Annotated in this window: 12 protein-coding genes; 7 read left to right on the forward strand and 5 right to left on the reverse strand. The window is 64.7% G+C overall.

Annotation, left to right across the window (positions count from 1 at the left end; translation table 11 throughout):
- The first annotated feature begins 127 nt into the window (after positions 1-127).
- The gene (locus tag GPL20_RS32260; protein WP_157335430.1) at positions 128-1,426 is read left to right on the forward strand and encodes a dicarboxylate/amino acid:cation symporter; all 1,299 of its coding nucleotides are present in this window, start codon (positions 128-130) and stop codon (positions 1,424-1,426) included.
- A gap of 9 nt (positions 1,427-1,435) precedes the next feature.
- On the forward strand, positions 1,436-2,362 hold the full coding sequence (locus GPL20_RS32265; protein ID WP_157335432.1) for an amino acid ABC transporter substrate-binding protein: 927 nt from the start codon (positions 1,436-1,438) through the stop codon (positions 2,360-2,362).
- Between the two features lie 178 nt (positions 2,363-2,540).
- Here the strand turns inward: GPL20_RS32265 and GPL20_RS32270 are convergent, their stop codons facing one another.
- Complete coding sequence (locus GPL20_RS32270) at positions 2,541-3,353, reverse strand: ATP-grasp domain-containing protein (RefSeq protein WP_157335434.1); 813 nt, start codon at positions 3,351-3,353, stop codon at positions 2,541-2,543.
- A gap of 388 nt (positions 3,354-3,741) precedes the next feature.
- On the opposite strand from GPL20_RS32270, the gene GPL20_RS32275 reads away from it, so the two are divergent.
- The 3 genes from GPL20_RS32275 to GPL20_RS32285 all read left to right on the forward strand — a co-directional run bounded on the left by GPL20_RS32275 (position 3,742) and on the right by GPL20_RS32285 (position 6,924).
- Complete coding sequence (locus GPL20_RS32275) at positions 3,742-4,515, forward strand: ferredoxin--NADP reductase (RefSeq protein ID WP_157335436.1); 774 nt, start codon at positions 3,742-3,744, stop codon at positions 4,513-4,515.
- Positions 4,516-4,965: 450 nt separating this feature from the next.
- Positions 4,966-6,591 (forward strand): FMN-binding glutamate synthase family protein, encoded by a 1,626-nt coding sequence (locus GPL20_RS32280; RefSeq protein WP_157335479.1) that lies wholly within the window; start codon positions 4,966-4,968, stop codon positions 6,589-6,591.
- Positions 6,592-6,684: 93 nt separating this feature from the next.
- A complete protein-coding gene (locus tag GPL20_RS32285) occupies positions 6,685-6,924 on the forward strand; it encodes a PilZ domain-containing protein (protein ID WP_157335439.1) in 240 nt (79 codons plus the stop codon).
- Between the two features lie 244 nt (positions 6,925-7,168).
- Here GPL20_RS32285 and GPL20_RS32290 read toward each other — a convergent pair whose 3' ends face one another.
- Positions 7,169-8,464 (reverse strand): hemolysin family protein, encoded by a 1,296-nt coding sequence (locus GPL20_RS32290; protein WP_157335448.1) that lies wholly within the window; start codon positions 8,462-8,464, stop codon positions 7,169-7,171.
- 241 nt (positions 8,465-8,705) lie between these two features.
- Here GPL20_RS32290 and GPL20_RS32295 point away from each other — a divergent pair, with 241 nt between their 5' ends.
- Both GPL20_RS32295 and GPL20_RS32300 read left to right on the forward strand, forming a co-directional pair.
- Positions 8,706-10,781 carry a methyl-accepting chemotaxis protein gene (locus GPL20_RS32295; RefSeq protein WP_157335450.1) on the forward strand — a complete coding sequence of 692 codons (2,076 nt, stop codon included), beginning with the start codon at positions 8,706-8,708 and terminating at the stop codon, positions 10,779-10,781.
- A gap of 147 nt (positions 10,782-10,928) precedes the next feature.
- Complete coding sequence (locus tag GPL20_RS32300; protein WP_157335452.1) at positions 10,929-11,660, forward strand: sulfite exporter TauE/SafE family protein; 732 nt, start codon at positions 10,929-10,931, stop codon at positions 11,658-11,660.
- Positions 11,661-11,718: 58 nt separating this feature from the next.
- Here GPL20_RS32300 and GPL20_RS32305 read toward each other — a convergent pair whose 3' ends face one another.
- From GPL20_RS32305 to GPL20_RS32315, 3 genes are read right to left on the reverse strand one after another with little or no spacing between them, the layout of a single operon-like run.
- Positions 11,719-13,071 (reverse strand): ABC transporter ATP-binding protein, encoded by a 1,353-nt coding sequence (locus tag GPL20_RS32305; protein WP_157335454.1) that lies wholly within the window; start codon positions 13,069-13,071, stop codon positions 11,719-11,721.
- On the reverse strand, positions 13,037-14,767 hold the full coding sequence (locus tag GPL20_RS32310; protein ID WP_157335455.1) for an ABC transporter permease: 1,731 nt from the start codon (positions 14,765-14,767) through the stop codon (positions 13,037-13,039). The genes GPL20_RS32305 and GPL20_RS32310 overlap by 35 nt, the downstream gene beginning before the upstream one ends.
- A 19-nt stretch (positions 14,768-14,786) precedes the next feature.
- On the reverse strand, positions 14,787-16,841 hold the full coding sequence (locus tag GPL20_RS32315) for a carbohydrate porin (RefSeq protein WP_157335457.1): 2,055 nt from the start codon (positions 16,839-16,841) through the stop codon (positions 14,787-14,789).
- Positions 16,842-17,134: the final 293 nt, after the last annotated feature.

Here is a 17,134-nt window from a genome sequence, read left to right on the forward strand (position 1 = left end):
TGAAGGCTAGATCGCATCGTTCCATTTCACAAGGGAACATCCGGCCAACGCGAGCACACGCAAAGCGTGTTGCGTCGCTGTGATATCTGCGACATCATGAAGCGCCGGTGTACGTTGGGGGTAAGCGATGTCCAACAGGTTCACGCAATACATCCTGGCCGCGATGGTGCTGGGCATCGTCATGGGCTCGGCGATCTACAACTTCCTGCCCGACACGCGCGCCGACTGGGCCTCGTCCATCAACCTGATCGCCATGATGTTCCTGCGCCTGATCAAGATGATCATCGCGCCACTGGTGTTCGCGACCCTGATCGGCGGCATCGCCCATATGGGCTCGGGCTCCAAGCTCGGCCGCATCTTCGCCAAGACCATGGGCTGGTTCGTCAGCGCCTCCTTCGTCTCGCTGCTGCTCGGCCTCGTGATGGTGAATCTGTTGCAGCCCGGCGCCAACTTCCCGGGCACGCTGCCCGCGGCGGGGCAATCGACCGGTCTGCCGGTGTCGGCGTTCTCGATCGAGAAATTCCTCACCCATCTGATCCCGACCTCGATCGCCGATGCGATGGCGCAGAACGAGATCCTCCAGATCGTGATCTTCGCCGTGTTCTTCTCTGTGGCGATGGGTTCCATGCCCGAGCGCTCCAAGCCGATCCTGGCGATGATCGACGACGTCGGCCACATCATGCTCAAGGTGACGAGCTACGTGATGCTGTTCGCGCCGCTCGCGGTGTGGGCCGCCATTACCGCGACGGTGGCCAAGAACGGCCTCGGCGTGCTCTGGAAGCTCGTCGTGTTCATGGGCGGCTTCTATCTCTCGCTGGCGATCCTGTGGGCCATCCTGATCATCGTCGGCTTCATCGTGATCGGGCCGCGCTACAGCAATCTGCTGAAGCTGATCCGCGAGCCCCTGATGATCGCGTTCTCGACCGCGAGCTCGGAGGCGGCCTATCCGAAGACGCTGGAGGGGCTCAACCGCTTCGGCGCCTCGTCGCGGATCTCGAGCTTCGTGCTGCCGCTCGGCTATTCCTTCAACCTCGACGGCACGATGATGTACTGCACCTTCGCCAGTGTCTTCATCGCGCAGAGCTACCACATCGACATGCCGCTCGGCACCCAGCTCGCGATGCTGGCAACCCTGATGATCACCTCGAAGGGCGTCGCCGGCGTGCCGCGCGCCTCGCTCGTCGTGATCGCCTCGACGCTGGCGCAGTTCAACATCCCCGAGGCGGGCCTGTTGATGATCATGGGCATCGACACCTTCCTCGACATGGGCCGCAGCGCGACCAACGTGATCGGCAATACGCTCGCGACCTCGGTCGTGGCGAAGTGGGAAGGCGAGCTTGGACCGGAGCACGAGCTCGAACCCGGCGATGTCGTGCCCGGCGACATGGTGCCGGGCGAGGTGCCCGCGATGGCCGGCCATGGCTAGGAGCGAACCATGGGCCAGACACTGGCAAGGTCTCTGACCTCATTCTGCCTGTGGCTCGCGGCAGGGCTGCTGGCGACCGCGGCGTCCGCACAGACCGGCAGTGAAGGGCTCAGCCCGACGCTGTCGGCCATCAAGCAGGCGCACACCGTGCGGCTCGGCTACCGCGAGAGTTCGCCGCCGTTCTCCTTCCTCGATCAGGCGGGCCGCCCGATCGGCTACAGCCTCGAGCTCTGCGAGGCCATCGTCGAGGAGATCGGGGTCGAGGTCGACGATCCCAATCTGAAGATCGATTACGTCAAGGTCACCTCGGACGACCGCATCGACGCCGTGCTCCAGAACAAGATCGACCTCGAATGCGGCTCGACCACGGCCAATGCCGAGCGCGGCAAGCGCGTCGCCTTCTCGCCGTTGATGTTCGTCGCCGGCACCAAGCTGATGGTGCCGAAGGCCTCGAACGTCCAGTCGCTGGCCGATCTGAAGGGCAAGACCATCGTGGTGACGAAGGGCACCACCAACGAGCAGGCGATCCAGGCGGCGGACAAGAAGTCCTCGCTCGCGCTGACCATCGTCGTCGGTGCCGATCATGAACAGTCGTACCAGATGCTCGCCGACGGCAAGGCGGATGCGTTCGCGACCGACGACATCCTGCTCTCCGGCCTGATCGCGCGCCACAAGGCGCAGGACAGGTTCCGCGTCACCGGCGACTATCTGTCCTACGATCCCTACGGCATCATGTTCAGGAAGGGCGAGCCGCAACTCTCCGCCGCGGTCGAGCGCGCCTTCCGCAAGCTCGGCTCCAACCGCGACCTCGTCCCGCTCTACAACAAATGGTTCAACGCACGGCTTCCGACCGGCGAACGATTGAACGTGCCGATCTCGCTGCAACTGGAGGAAGCCTTCAAGGCCATGGACGATTCCGCGAGCGCGAATAATTAAGAGACGCTCTTCGTCGAGGGAGCAGCGGTATAAATTCCGTCATCCTGAGGTGCGAGGCCAGTGATGCGAACGCATCGCGGGCCGAGCCTCGAAGGATGAACGGCCGCGCCGCTGCAGCCGGGCCGTCGCCCTTCGAGGCTCGCCGAAGAGGCGAGCACCTCAGGGTGACGGGGATAGATCAGCGCTGGGGATATGCACCGCCAAACACCCGATCCAGTGCCGCGTCGTACGTCGCCTGCACCAATTCCGGATGCAGCTTGGCCAGCGCCTCCATCATCACGCCGGAGTTGATCTCGAGCACATGCCAATCACCGTCAACGCGCACCACGTCGATCGAGGTGAAGGTGATGCCGATGGCCTTCGCTGCTTCGATCGCGAGCTTCACGCAAGCCGTTCGCACCTCGCCGTCCTCCAGCAACACCGGCTTTGCGCCGGCATCGAGATTGTGTCGCCAATCTGCGCCACGCTGCTTGCTGTAGACGACGAGGGGCATGTCATCGAGCAGGATCACGCGGACCTCGTCCTCGATCGCGACATAGGGAGAGATCACGAGCCCGGCGCTCATCGAAAAAACCTCGCCGACAGCGTGGTCAAGTTCAGCCTCCGTCGTCACCTTGAACACCGAGCGCCCGGATGTGCCCTCGTTCGGCTTCACCACCATGCCATGCGGATGGTCGGCAAGTAGCGCAAGCATCGCATCTCGCCAGGCGGGGCCAACGACATTCCTGCCGAGCTTCGGATTGAGGAAAAGGTGATGGCGAATGCAGGGCACGCCCGTCAGCGCCAGCGCCTCGGCGGTGGCCGATTTGTCGTTGGCGAGCCGGTGCGCGATGGCGCTGTTGAGACCGATGTCGTAGCCGAAGGCGAAGTGGCGCCTCTCGCCCCGGCGCATCGCGATCAGCCAGCCGCCGGAACGGACGTCGACTGCAATGTCGTGGTCGGCGCAATAGCGCCTGATCGCCTGGACGAAGATCCGTTCGCCGCTTGCCATGTGTTCTCGTCGCTTGTTGCGGGCGTTCCTGTCGCCAAAAGCCGCAAAAATGCGGGAAACGGCGCCAAACCTGGGTGAAGATCAGAACTATTCTTAATGAAATTCTCGCGAGCGCGGCGGAAATTAAGTGCTGCCAGCGAGCCTTGGAGGGAAAAGAAATTGCCCGTCGCGCGCGCCGGGCAGCAAATTCATTAATGATGCGCCGAATTCCGCCCGAATGCCGGTTTGATCGGCATCAATTGCATCCGAAACGAGGTTGATTATTGGTCGCAATGGCGTAGATCACACACGCGAAATCCTCCGCCATGGCAAATGGTGCTCGCCCCGCCGTTAGGGGCCGGGTGACGCTTTTGCCCGAAAACCGCAATTATTCGGAATATCGAAAATCATGAGCGCGTTTTACCGAGAGAAGGTTCTTTCCGTCCAGCACTGGACCGATACGCTGTTCAGCTTCCGCGCCACGCGCGACACCGGCTTCCGCTTCCAGAACGGCCAGTTCGCCATGATCGGCCTCGAGGTCGATGGCCGTCCGCTGCTGCGCGCCTACAGCATGGCGAGCGCCAACCACGAGGAAGAGCTCGAGTTCTTCTCGATCAAGGTGCAGGACGGTCCGCTCACCTCGCGCCTCCAGAAGATCAAGGAAGGCGACACCATCCTGGTCGGCCGCAAGGCGACCGGCACGCTGATCACCGACAACCTCCTTCCCGGCAAGCGGCTGATGCTGCTCTCGACCGGCACGGGCCTTGCGCCGTTCGCCAGCCTGATCAAGGACCCCGAGGTCTACGACCAGTTCGAGTCGATCGTGCTGGTGCACGGCTGCCGCCAGGTCTCCGAGCTTGCCTACGGCGAGAAGCTCGTCGCGACCCTGCGCGAGGACGAGCTGTTCGGGGAGCTGCTCGCGGACAAGCTGATCTACTATCCGACCGTGACCCGCGAGCCGTTCAAGAACCGCGGCCGGATCACCGATCTCATCAACTCCGAGCAGATCTTCAACGACATCGGCCAGGGCCCGCTCGACATCGCAACCGACCGCATCATGATGTGTGGCAGCCCGGCCATGCTCGAAGAGCTGAAGGTGATGTTCGAGGGCCGCGACTTCATCGAAGGAAGCGGCAACAAGCCCGGCCATTTCGTGATCGAGAAGGCCTTCGTCGAGCGCTGATCGGCGCTCGTTGTTCTCTCGATGTCCTACCCGGGCTGCTAGCCCTCAACTCCGCCGTCGTCCCGGACAAGCGCGCCCAAGCGCGCGCCGATCGGGGACTCATAGCCGCAGGGAGTGGCTATGCGAGGACTCGGAGCGACAGCTTCTCTCAGCCACGAAATCCTGTGGTTATAGATCCCGGGTCAGCGCTTACGCTTGCCCGGGATGACAGCTTATTTTGTGGCCGGCCTGCTCCCATCTCCCTCTGCTGCATCGCAACAACCCTATCCTCTCGGGCGGATTGATCTGCACAAGCCGAATTCGCTAGCCTGAAACAAGGGCCGCGTCATATCCGTATGACAGGCACGGGCGTATCGTACCGCCCCATGCTGACGAGAGGATCGGATCGTGGCCGACAATAACAAGACGCAGGAACCGCCCAAACGCCTGCCGTTGGCGGAAGAAGGCCTGATGGAAACGCTGCTACTTCCATTCTCGCCGCGCTTCATCGTGCTGACGATCTGCGCGGTGGTCACGGCGCTCCTGATCGGCATCGGCATCGCCGACCGCAAGATCTTCGACATCCTGCTGATCCCGATCCTGATCTTCGGAGCGCTGACGCTGCTCGGGGTCCGCGACCTGCTCCAGAAGAGCCATGCGGTTCTGCGCAACTACCCGATCTCCGCGCACATCCGCTTCCTGCTCGAAGAGATCCGGCCCGAGATGCGGCAATATTTCTTCGAGAGCGAGAAGGACGGCATGCCGTTCTCGCGCGACACCCGCGCGGTGGTCTATCAGCGCGCCAAGATGGAGCTCGACAAGCGCCCGTTCGGCACCCAGGAGGACGTCTACCGCGAGGGCTATGAATGGATGCATCACTCGGTCGCGCCGAAGACGCATGCCCAGGAGAAATTCCGCATCACCATCGGCGGCCCCGACTGCAAGAAGCCCTATTCGGCCTCGGTGTTCAACGTCTCCGCCATGAGCTTCGGCGCGCTCAGCCCGAACGCGGTGCGCGCGCTCAATGCCGGCGCCAGGAAGGGCGGCTTCGCCCATGACACCGGCGAGGGCGGCGTCAGCCCCTATCACCGCGAGATGGGCGGCGACATCATCTGGGAGATCGGCTCGGGCTATTTCGGCTGCCGCCATCTCGACGGCAGCTTCGATCCCGAGGCGTTCGCGCGCGTTGCCGGCGAAGACCAGATCAAGATGGTCGAGCTCAAGATCAGCCAGGGCGCCAAGCCCGGCCATGGCGGCGTGCTGCCGGCGGCAAAGGTCTCGGAGGAGATTTCCAAGATCCGCGGCGTCGCAATGGGCGAGGATTGCATCTCGCCGGCCTCGCACCGCGCCTTCTCCACGCCGGTGGGCATGATGCAGTTCATCGCCGAGATGCGCCGCCTCTCCGGCGGCAAGCCGGCCGGTTTCAAGCTGTGCATCGGCCACCCCTGGGAGTTCCTGGCGATCTGCAAGGCGATGATGGAGACCGGCATCTATCCGGACTTCATCGTGGTCGACGGCAACGAGGGCGGCACCGGCGCCGCGCCGCTGGAGTTCATGGACCATCTGGGCATGCCGATGCGCGAGGGCGTCAACTTCGTCCACAACGCGCTGGTCGGCATCAATGCGCGCGATCGCATCAAGATCGGCGCCTCCGGCAAGATCGCCACCGCCTTCGACATGGCGCGGGCCATGGCGATCGGCGCCGACTGGTGCAATTCGGCGCGCGGCTTCATGTTCTCGCTCGGCTGCATCCAGTCGCTGAGCTGCCATACCGACCGCTGTCCGACCGGAGTGGCCACACAGGATCCGACGCGTGCGCGCGCGCTCTACGTGCCGCTCAAGATCGACCGCGTGCACAATTATCACCATGCGACGCTGCACTCGCTGACCGAGCTGATCGCCGCGGCCGGCCTGACCCATCCGCAGGAGCTGCGCCCGATCCATTTCAGCCAGCGGACGTCGACGACCCGGGTGCAATCCTTCGCACAGCTCTATCCGGCGCTGCGCCAGGGCGAGCTGCTCGAAGGCACCGAAGATCCGCGCTTCCGCGCCGCCTGGCGGATGGCGCGCCCGGAGACATTCCAGCCGGCGCTGTAAGGCCGTCGCTCCGCCCAGCCCGGTTCGCGTGAATTCACCGCGAGCGGGGCTGGCACTTGATGTTTGGTTCAGCTTTGGGTGTAAATTGCGCCCATGGACGAACGGCGCGACAAGGCGAGACATCGCGTGCTGAAGACCGGAACGATCGAGTTCGGCGGCGGCGCGATCGACTGCACCGTTCGTAACCTCTCCGACACCGGCGCCGCCCTCGACGTCACCAGCCCCGTCGGCATCCCCGACCATTTCACCCTGTTCGTCCAGTCCGACGGATTGCATCGGCCCTGCACCGTGATCTGGCGGAAGGAAAAGCGGATCGGAGTGAGGTTCGGGTGAGATTGAGTTTGGCAGAAGGACACGCCTCAATCTCAGCCGTCGTCCCGGACAAGCGTCAGCGCAGATCCGGGATCCATACCGCGTGATCTGTCGATAGTCGTTGGTAGCAGTACCGAACGCAGAGTCTTCGTCCAACTGCTTCCTGGGAGTATGGGTCCCGGATCGGCGCGCGCTTGGTGCGCGCTTGTCCGGGACGACGAGTGGAGATTGATGCGCTATATGCGCTACTTCACTGAAGAGCGACTCACACCGCCGCCTGCTCGCCCCGCCGGCTCGCCAGGATCTTGTCGATCCTCCGTCCATCGAGATCGACCACCTCGATGTGCCAGCCGCCGAAGTCGAAGGCGTCGCCGACATTGGGCAGCAGGTTGAACTGTTGCAGCACGAGGCCCGCAACCGTGTTGTAGCGGTGCGGCGGCAGTTCGATGCCGAGCAGCTCGGCGAATTCGTCGACCGGCATCCAGCCCGCGACGAGCAGCGAATCGTCTGCGCGCTTGACGAAGGCGGGCTCGGGCGGGCCTTCCTCGGAATGGAACGCGCCGACGATCGATTCGAGGATGTCCGCCGCCGTCACCACGCCTTCGAACGCGCCGTACTCGTCGTGCACGAGTCCGATATGCACCGGCGCCTGCTTCAGGATCGCGAGCACGTCGCGCGCATCCGCCGAGGCCGGGATGATCGGTGTCTCGCGCACCAGGGCGCGCAAATCGGGCGTGCGTTCGCGCATATAGGCGACCAGCAGGTCCTTGGCCTGGAGCACGCCGATCGGCTTGTCGCGGTCGCCGTCCGAGACGGGGAAGCGCGAATGCGGGCTCTTGGCGATCAGCGCCTGGATGGCGTCCTGGTCGTCGTTCAGATCGATCTCGTCGACATCGGTGCGGGGCGTCATGACGGCGCCGACCGGCCGGTCGCCCAGTCGCATCACACCCGCGATCATCTCCTTCTCGCCCGGCTCGAGCACGCCCGCGCTCTCGGCCTCGCTGACGAGGTGATGGATCTCGTCCTCCGAGACCTTCTCCTCGGCCTTGCCGCCTCGGCCGAGCAGGGTGAGGATCACCTTGCCGGAGACATCGAGCAGGAAGACGAGCGGCAGCGAGATCCGCGCCAGGACGTGCATCGCTGGCGCGACCTTCACCGCGATGCTCTCGGGGTCGCGCAGCGCCACCTGCTTCGGCACCAGCTCGCCGACGATCAGCGTGGCGTAGGTGATGAGCGTGACGACGATGCCGACGCCGACGATGTCGGCAATGCCGGTGGAGAGGCCGAGCTCGAGCAGCCATTGTGTCAGCCGCTGTCCAAGCGTCGCGCCGGAGAACGCGCCCGAGAGCACGCCGACCAGCGTGATGCCGATCTGCACCGTCGAGAGGAATTTGCCGGGATCAGCCGCCAGCGTCAGCGCCTGCTCGGCGCCCCGCACGCCCCTGGCCGCGAGTAGCGACAGCCGCGCCGGGCGGGACGACACCACGGCCAGCTCCGACATGGACAGGAGCCCGTTGATGACGATCAGGACGACGACGATGACGAGTTCGACGGAGAGCATTGATGTTCCGAGGCAAAGCAGGTGTGGCCGGATGGTGTCACAAGTACTGATATAGGTATTTTCTGAGAACGTGCCGGCACGCCGGATCCGTCGGTAATCGGAACCTTCTCGCAGACAGTGTTTCAGAATGGCCGCGACGACATGACGCCCCGCGGAACTACGGACGTGCCGTTGTTTAACGGGCCCTTAGTAGGCGCCGGCTAGGTTCCCGATATTTGCAGAATGTATTCGGGGACGAGGGATGCGGATCGGAAAGCTTTTCGCGCTGTCGATGCTGACGGTGACGGTATTTGCAGTCATCCTTGGCGCGGAGGTGCTGGTGCCGCAGACGCGCATCTTCACGAACCGCTCCGACGCCATCAAGACGGTCGACGCTTTTGCTGCGACCCTGATGGTCAGCCAGCAGGTTGCTGGCTTTCGCGCCCCCTACATCGGGCCGATCTTCCAGGAAGGCGCCGCCACGCAAGCCCAGATCGATACCGCCGCGAAGGCCGCGAAAGCCGCCGAGAGCGCATTCGAAGGTGCAAGACGGGCCATCCTGGTGCTCGATGACGGCGCAGCGATGGTCGACAATCTCGACCGTGCCGCGCGTCGGCTGAAGGAGATCTACACCGCTGCGGATCGCGCGATGGGCGTTCCCCTGGCCGCGCGCGACAGTGCTGCGATCAAAGGCTTCCTGCCCGGCGTTGCCGAGGTCATCGGCAATATCGAACCGGTCATGAACCGTCTCGAGGCGAAGGTGATCAATGCCGATTCCTCGCTTGCGGCGCTGCTGAGCCTGGCGCGAACGGCGCAGGATCTGCGTGTCTCGGCCGGTAGCCGCGCCGCCACGCTGTCGCCGGCGCTGAGCGCTCGCCGCCCGCTGACGGCGGCCGAATTCACGCTGATGGATCGCATGCAGGGACGGGTCGAGGCCGACCGCGAGCGCATCGAGGCGGGCGTCGACCAGCTCGGAAATCCGCCCCGCATCGCCACAGCGCTGAAGGCGGCGACGGAATCCTATTTCGGCAAAGCAGCGGAAGCTGTGGACAAGGCGGTGCCCGCAGCCCGGAGTGACGGCAAGTACGACATCAGCGCCGACGATCTGGCGAAGGTCATCGTGCCGGCGATCCAGATGTTCTATGGCGTGCGCGACGCAGCCCTGGCGGAAGCGGCCGAGCGCGCCGCGGCTTCGCGCGACGGCGCGCTGGCGATGCTCGCACTCGCGGGCGTCGCGGTGCTGGCGCTGCTCGGCACGCTCGGCGGCGTGACCATGATGCTGCGCAGGCGCGTGGTGACGCCGCTCGGCCGGCTCGCGGACGTGATCGCAGCGCTCGCGTCTGGACAGCACGAGATCGAGATTCCCGCGACGGGTCGCAACGACGAGATCGGCCAGGTCGCCGGCTCGCTCCGACACTTCAAGGAGTCGCTCGTCGCCAAGACGGCCGCAGACGAGGCGGCCGCGGTCGAAGCCGAGGCGAAGCTCAGGCGCAGCCAGCGCATGGACCAGATCGCGCGCGAGTTCGAAGCCATGATTGGTGACGTCATCAATACCGTCTCCTCGGCATCCTCGGAGCTGGAAGTCTCGGCGGGAACGCTGACGAACACCGCCGAGCAATCGGAAAAGGTCACCGCGACCGTCGCAGCCGCCTCCGAACAGGCCTCCACCAACGTGCAGACCGTTGCCGCCGCCGCGGAAGAGATGGCGTCGTCGGTCGACGAGATCAGCCGGCAGGTCCAGGATTCCGCGCGCATCGCCGGCGAGGCGGTGCAGCAGGCCGGGCGGACCAACGACCATGTCGGCGAGCTCGCCAAGGCCGCGGGCCGGATCGGCGACGTCGTCGAGCTCATCAGCCAGATCGCGGGTCAGACCAATCTTCTCGCGCTCAACGCCACCATCGAGGCGGCGCGCGCCGGCGAGGCCGGGCGCGGCTTTGCCGTGGTCGCCTCCGAGGTCAAGGCGCTGGCCGAGCAGACCGCCAAGGCCACCGGCGAGATCAGCCAGCAGATCACCGGCATCCAGACGGCGACGGAGGATTCGGTCGGCGCCATCAAGGCGATCGGCGACACCATCGGCCGCATGTCCGAGATTGCGTCGGCGATCGCCGCGGCGGTCGAGGAGCAGGGCGCGGCGACGCGGGAGATCTCCCGCAACGTGCAGCAGGCGGCACGCGGCACCCAGCAGGTCTCCGCCAGCATCGTCGACGTGCAGCGCGGCGCGAGCCAGACCGGATCGGCATCCTCCAACGTGCTAGCGTCGGCGAAGTCGCTGTCGGGCGAGAGCAGCCGTCTCAAGGTCGAGGTCGGCAAATTCCTGGACGCGATCCGGGCCGCGTAGGAGACGCGCTCGGATCTTCGCCTCCACCTCGAAGCGTCCTTGTGAAAGGAACCAATTTCACCTAGGCTTGCATCACGGGGGTGTCGCAGCCTCCCCGTGAAGTGGTGATCCCACGCAAGCGCTGCTCGCTGAGCTATGGAGCGAGCAATGGACGGGATCGCCATCGAACTTCCACTTTTCCTGATCGCCACCCTCGCCGGCGCGTTCGTCGCCGGTCTTTCCGGATTCGCCTTCGGCCTCGTCGCGGCTTCACTGTGGCTCTACGTCCTGACGCCGCTCCAGAGCGCCAGCCTGATCGTTGGCTTCGGCCTTCTGGTGCAGGGCTATTCGGTCTGGAAGCTGCGCGCCGCGCTCGATTGGCGCCGGTTATTGCCCTTCGTGACCGGCGCCGTGCTCGGCGTGCCGATCGGCGTGTGGTTCCTGACCTCGACCGATCCGCGCAGCACTCGTCTCGCCGTCGGCGTCGTGCTGATCGTCTACAGCCTCTATGCTTTCTTCCGGCCGCAGTTCAAGCTCGCGTCCGCGGTTCCACCCGCCGCCGATGCTGCGGTCGGTTTCGCCAACGGCCTGCTCGGTGGGCTGACCGGCCTTGCGGGCATCATCGTCACCGTCTGGTGCAATCTGCGCGGGCTTCCCAAGGACGTGCAGCGCGCGACGTTCCAGCCGGTCGCCGTCGTGGTGTTCGCCATGGCGGCGCTCTGGCTGGGTGTCAAGGGATCGCTCACGCTGGACACGGCAAGGCTCTTCGCGCTCGGCCTGCCGTTCCTGCTCGCCGGCACGTGGCTCGGCCTCAAGCTGTTCGGCCGGATCGACGAGGCCACGTTCCGGAAGATCGTGCTCGCACTGCTGTTCGCCTCGGGCGTCGCGCTGTTGTTCTGAAGAGAGATGAGCCTCGCCGCCGAAGCCGAAGGTCTGGCGCACGAACAAGAGGGACACTTCAGCCCGGATTTTCCAGGCTGAACGTCTCCGATTGCTCGTCATAGGCGAATAGCTCGGCGTAGCGGCCCCACGATACGACCGTCTTGAGCGTTTCGCTTGCATAGTCCTCGGACATGTAGTCCTCGAGCTCGTTACGGAAGCGGGTCGCGGGCGCGATGTGCGAGGGACGCTCGTCCAGCACGCGGCGGATCAGTCCCATCACCGGCACGTAGGTGAGGAGATGTTCGGCGAACAGCTTCTTGCGGGCGTCGGTGTCGAGATGGGCAAAGCGCTTTCCGGCTTCGGTCAGCATCAGATCGCCTTCGCTGAGCTGTGCAAAACGCAGAAGCTGAAGCGATTCGCCGAGATGAAGGATCTCGTCGGCCTCGAACTGGAGCTGGCTTGCGAGCACGGGCAGGTCGGCATGTCCATGATAGGGCGGACCGGCCAGCGTCTCGATCAGGCCCGACAGCACGTTCGACGAGACGTGATGCAGGGTCATGCCGATCCCGGTGCCGGGAATGCCCTCGATCGAAGGTGCCTTCGGCTCGGCGCGCTGGGTCATGCGGGCATAGATGTTGTCGACGAACTGGCGGAAATACGGATCGAGCCGGTTGCGCGGATGGGGCAGCTCGACCTTGATCTCGGCCGCGACGCGGCCCGGATTGGACGAGAACACCAGGATGCGATCGCACATCAGGACCGCTTCCTCGATGTTGTGCGTCACCATGAGCACCGATTTGATCGGCAGCCGGCCCTCGATCCAGAGATCGATCAAATCGGTACGCAGCGTCTCGGCGGTGAGCACGTCGAGCGCCGAGAACGGCTCGTCCATCAGCAGGAGGTCGGGATGCACCACCAGCGCGCGGGCAAAGCCGACGCGTTGGCGCATGCCACCGGACAATTCCTTGGGGAAAGCGGATTCGAAGCCGTCGAGGCCGATCAGGTCGATCGCCGCAAGCGCGCGCTTGCGCCGCTCGGTGGCGTCGATGCCAAGCGCCTCCAGCCCGAGTTCGACGTTTTGCAGCACAGTCAGCCAGGGAAACAATGCAAACGACTGGAACACCATCGCGACGCCGTTCGGCGGGCCGATGATGGTCTCGCCGCGGCAGGTCGCGCTGCCCGAGGAAGGCGTGACGAGACCGGCGATGATCCGCAGCAAGGTCGACTTGCCGGAGCCGGAGCGGCCGAGCAGGCCGACGATCTCACCGGAGCGGATCGACAGATCGACCTTGTCCAGCACCAGGAGCTGTTCGCCGCTGCCCTTGGGGAAGGACCGGCAGACGCCGCGGATATCGATCAGGGCGGAGGGTTGGTCGAGCACGATGGTCTCCTCATCAACCGAGACGCAGGCGGCGTTCACCGATGGCATAGAGCGGCCGCCATACCAGACGATTGAACAGCGTCACCAGAATGCACATCACGGCGATTCCAAGGACGACGCGCGGGAAGTCGCCGGCCTCCGTCGCCGAGGCGATATAGGCGCCGAGGCCCGTGGCCTTCAGATGCGTGTCGCCCCAGCTTGCGACCTCCGCAACGATCGAGGCGTTCCAGGAGCCGCCGGACGCCGTGATCGCGCCGGTGACGTAGTAGGGGAAGATGCCGGGCAGGATCACCTTGAACCACCACCGCCATCCGGCCAGGTGCAGGCTGCTCGCAGCCTCGCGCAGGTCGCTCGGGAAAGCGCTGGCGCCTGCGATGACGTTGAACAGGATGTACCATTGCGTACCCAGGATCATCAGCGGGCTCAACCAGACGTCAGGGGCAAGCTTGAAGCGGACGATGGCGAGGACGAAGACCGGAAAGGCCAGATTGGCCGGAAACGCGGCAAGAAATTGCGCCAGCGGCTGAATGCGTTCCGCCAGTTTCGGCCGCAGGCCGATCCAGACACCGATCGGGACCCAAACCAGCGTGGCGAGGCCGATCAGCACGGCAACGCGTACGAGCGTGATCATCCCGTCACCGATCGCGATGAGGACGTCGGACAGGCTGAGACTGGCTGACAGGTAGCGATAGGTCAGCCAGGCGGCGTAGGCCGTGCCGGCGAGGATAAGGCCGATCCAGAGCACGTCGATCAGCCGTGATGGCGGATTCCCGGCTTTCGCAGGCCGCAGTCTCGGCAGCGGGACGCGCAGGTTCGAGACCGCACGATTGAGCGCCGAAAAGGGAAGGGTAAGGGCGCGCAGCGCCCGCGTCCGGCGAAACAGGTCGAGCATCCAGGAGGCGGGTGCCTCGCCGGAAGCCGTCTGTTCGAAACGGAATTTGTCGGCCCAGGCGACGATGGGGCGGAACAGCAACTGATCATAGGCGACGATGACGAACAGCATCGCCAGCATGGCGTAGAAGATCGCCGGCAAGTCCTGCTGCTGGATCGCCATCGCGACATAGGAGCCGACGCCCGGCAGGGTCACCGTGGTGTTGCCGACCGTGATCGCCTCGGAGGCAACCACGAAGAACCAGCCACCCGACATCGACATCATTGCGTTCCAGATCAAGCCCGGCATCGCGAAGGGTACATCGAGGCGCCAGAAGCGCTGCCAGCCGGACAAGTGAAAGCTCTGCGTGGCCTCTTCCAGATCTTTCGGCACGTTGCGCATCGACTGGTACATGCTGAAGGTCATGTTCCAGGCCTGGCTGGTGAAGATCGCAAACACCGAGGCGAGCTCGGCGCCGAGCACCTGGCCCGGGAACAGATTCATGAAGAAGACGACGGTGAAGGTGAGGAAACCGAGGATCGGCACCGACTGCAGGATGTCCAGCAGCGGAATCATGACCATCTCCGCGCGCCGGCTCTTGGCGGCGATCGCCGCGTAGATGAAGGTGAAGATAGTGGAGCACACGATCGCAAGCAGCATCCGCAACGTGGTGCGCAACGCATAGAGCGGCAGGTTCGACGGATCGAGCGAGACCGGCGTGCGTTCGAGCTCGGACAGCGGCGCGGTGGTCTGCTCGCCGCCGTAGACGATCAGCACCATGGCGCCGATCACCAGGATCAGCACCGCGACGTCCCACACATTGGGGAGCAGCGTCCGGCCGGTTGCGGCCGTGCGGATGTCTCTTGGCTTCATAGGGCACCCCGCCCTCGGGCTAGAACTCGGCGTGCAGGCGACCCGAGAAGATCGAGACCGGCCCGCGGTCGGCGTTATAGGCCGGATTTGTGATCAACTGATAGTCCGCCGTCAGGGTGACGCCCTTGAGCACCGAATAGGCGTAGTAGGCTTCGAGGATGCGCTCATTGCTGTAGTTGAGCCGACCGTCGCCGATCAGGAGGCCGACGCCGCCTGCGGCGAGGAAATCGCGATGCGCGGCCGACAGGCCGTTGATGGCGCCGCCGATGCCGACCGTGTCGTCCGGACGTCCCCAGCGGCTGCCCTTGACCGACAGACCGGCTGAGACGCTGCGATCGATGTCGGTGAAGGACAGAATCTGGTTCTGGCCGTCGTTCCAGCTGGCCCGCGCGAACAGTCCGACGTCGTTGACGATCTGCTGCTCGAGGTTGACGTAGAAGCCGTATTTGGAGCGTTGGCGCCGGTTCGCGGTCGTGATGTCGTTGATGTCGAGTGCGGGGTTCGCGGCCGCCAGCGCCAATACTTCGCGATAGTTCGCGGTGTTGCCGCCGTTGGCGAAGACGCCGACGCGCAACTTGCCGGGCTGCTCGAAGATCGCATGACGCTCCTCGAACTCGACGACGGCGCCGCCTGTCTTGTAAACCAGCGTATCGCTGTTGGGCGCATCGGGGACCTGGAATAGCCCGGCGCGGACCGCCCACTCCTTGCGATTGAACTCGACCACGGCGCCGCGCGTATAGCCGGGCAGATCGGCCGGGAAGTCGTACGCGGCCGAGGCCCACATCGCCCAGTTCATGAAGTCGGCGCGCGGGTCCTTGGCGTAGGAATTGCCGTCGAAGAAATCGCCGACGGCGAAGCGGCCGACGATCAGCGTGACGCGGTCGATATCGCGTTTGCCTGCGAGCTGGTTCGGAGCGTCAGGCACTTCCTCCTGCTCGCCGCCGAGGCCGAAGGTCTGCTTGAAATAGTAGCGCTGCGCACGGATTTTCGGGAATGGCGCGCCGGCCTTCTGCGCCTCGCCGTTGGAGAAGCCGGCAAGGCCGAGCGTGCCGTTGATGCCAAAGCCCTGCGCCAGCTCGGGATTGAAGTAGAACTCGCCGCCGTCCCACAGCCGCGCGCCCAGGAAGGCCGTCGTGGTCCAGGTCGCCTGGAATTGGCCGCTGCCGGGGAGGCTCTGCGGGCTCGCATAGGGCGAGTGGATCGGTCCGTAGCCCTGCGGCAGCACCGTCGTCTGCGCGTGAACATTCCAGTCGCCGGATTCCGGCAGCTTGGTCTTGCCGTTGATGGGTGCCATCCAGGGCGTGTCGCCAAACTGGTAGTTCAAGCCAAGCTTGAACAGGTGAACGCGCGGTTCGACATCGACGTTGCCGAGACCAAAGCCGCTGAGGTCGTAGGTTCGCCGCGACAGCGCGACGTAATCGTACTCGGCCTTCGCGGTCCAATTGCCGCTGACGGCGAATTCAAGTCCGAGTCCTGCGGTCCACCCGGTCTGATACTTTCCGACCGGAAACAGCTCGGAGACTCCGTCGGCATCGTTGACGTTGATATGCGTGTGACCCCAGGCGAAACCGCCGGTGACGAAAGGCATGAAGCGGTCGAAAGCATAACCGATGCGGCCGCGCACGGTGCCGACATAGTCGAGCGTGGTGTTGAAGGGCGCCGGTGACCGTTCATGCGCGACGATATCGCGCGCACCGGTGAACGTGGAGTCCGCCTCGATGCCGAGCACGACACGATTGGCGAGCTGGCGATTATAGCCGAGCTGATAGCCGCCGCTGAACCCGGTGGCGCTGGGCGGCAGGATCACGCCGTGCAAGGGCAGCGGATTGGTGCCGGGTCCGAAACTCGCATCGCCGTAGCCGAAATGACCGCCGACATAGAAGCCGGTCCAGTCGTAAACGGTTTTTGCCGCGCGCGCCTTCAGCGGCAGGTCGGCTGCCAAGCTTGCACACGGAAAAGCCAGCACGCCCGAGGCAATCGCCGCGGCCGTCCGCAAGTATCGGTGTCGGTGACCTCTCAACGTCAAAACGCACGCCCCCAAACGCGAATGTGTCCCACCCGCCGCAATCAGCATCCCTGCCGATTCGCGGCGATCCTGTCATCAGGTTCTGGTTGTTCATGCGACCGGGCGAGATGGTCTCGATCCGGCGCGACTTCGTCCCAAGCTCCTGTACCTGTTGCGGACCTTATTGCGAGTAATTCGCAATAGCAACTGGCGTGCGTTGCCGCAGAAGATGGTTCGCACCGCTGTGTGACGGGACTGCAACAAATTCGCAGACCCCAAAAAGGATGACCCCGCCCGGGGGGACCGCCGGGCGGGGTCGGGGCACGCCACGGGGTGGTTGAGGCGCCCGGGTCGGCCGCCGG

The organism is Bradyrhizobium cajani (assembly GCF_009759665.1).
Taxonomy (GTDB): Bacteria; Pseudomonadota; Alphaproteobacteria; order Rhizobiales; family Xanthobacteraceae; genus Bradyrhizobium; species Bradyrhizobium cajani.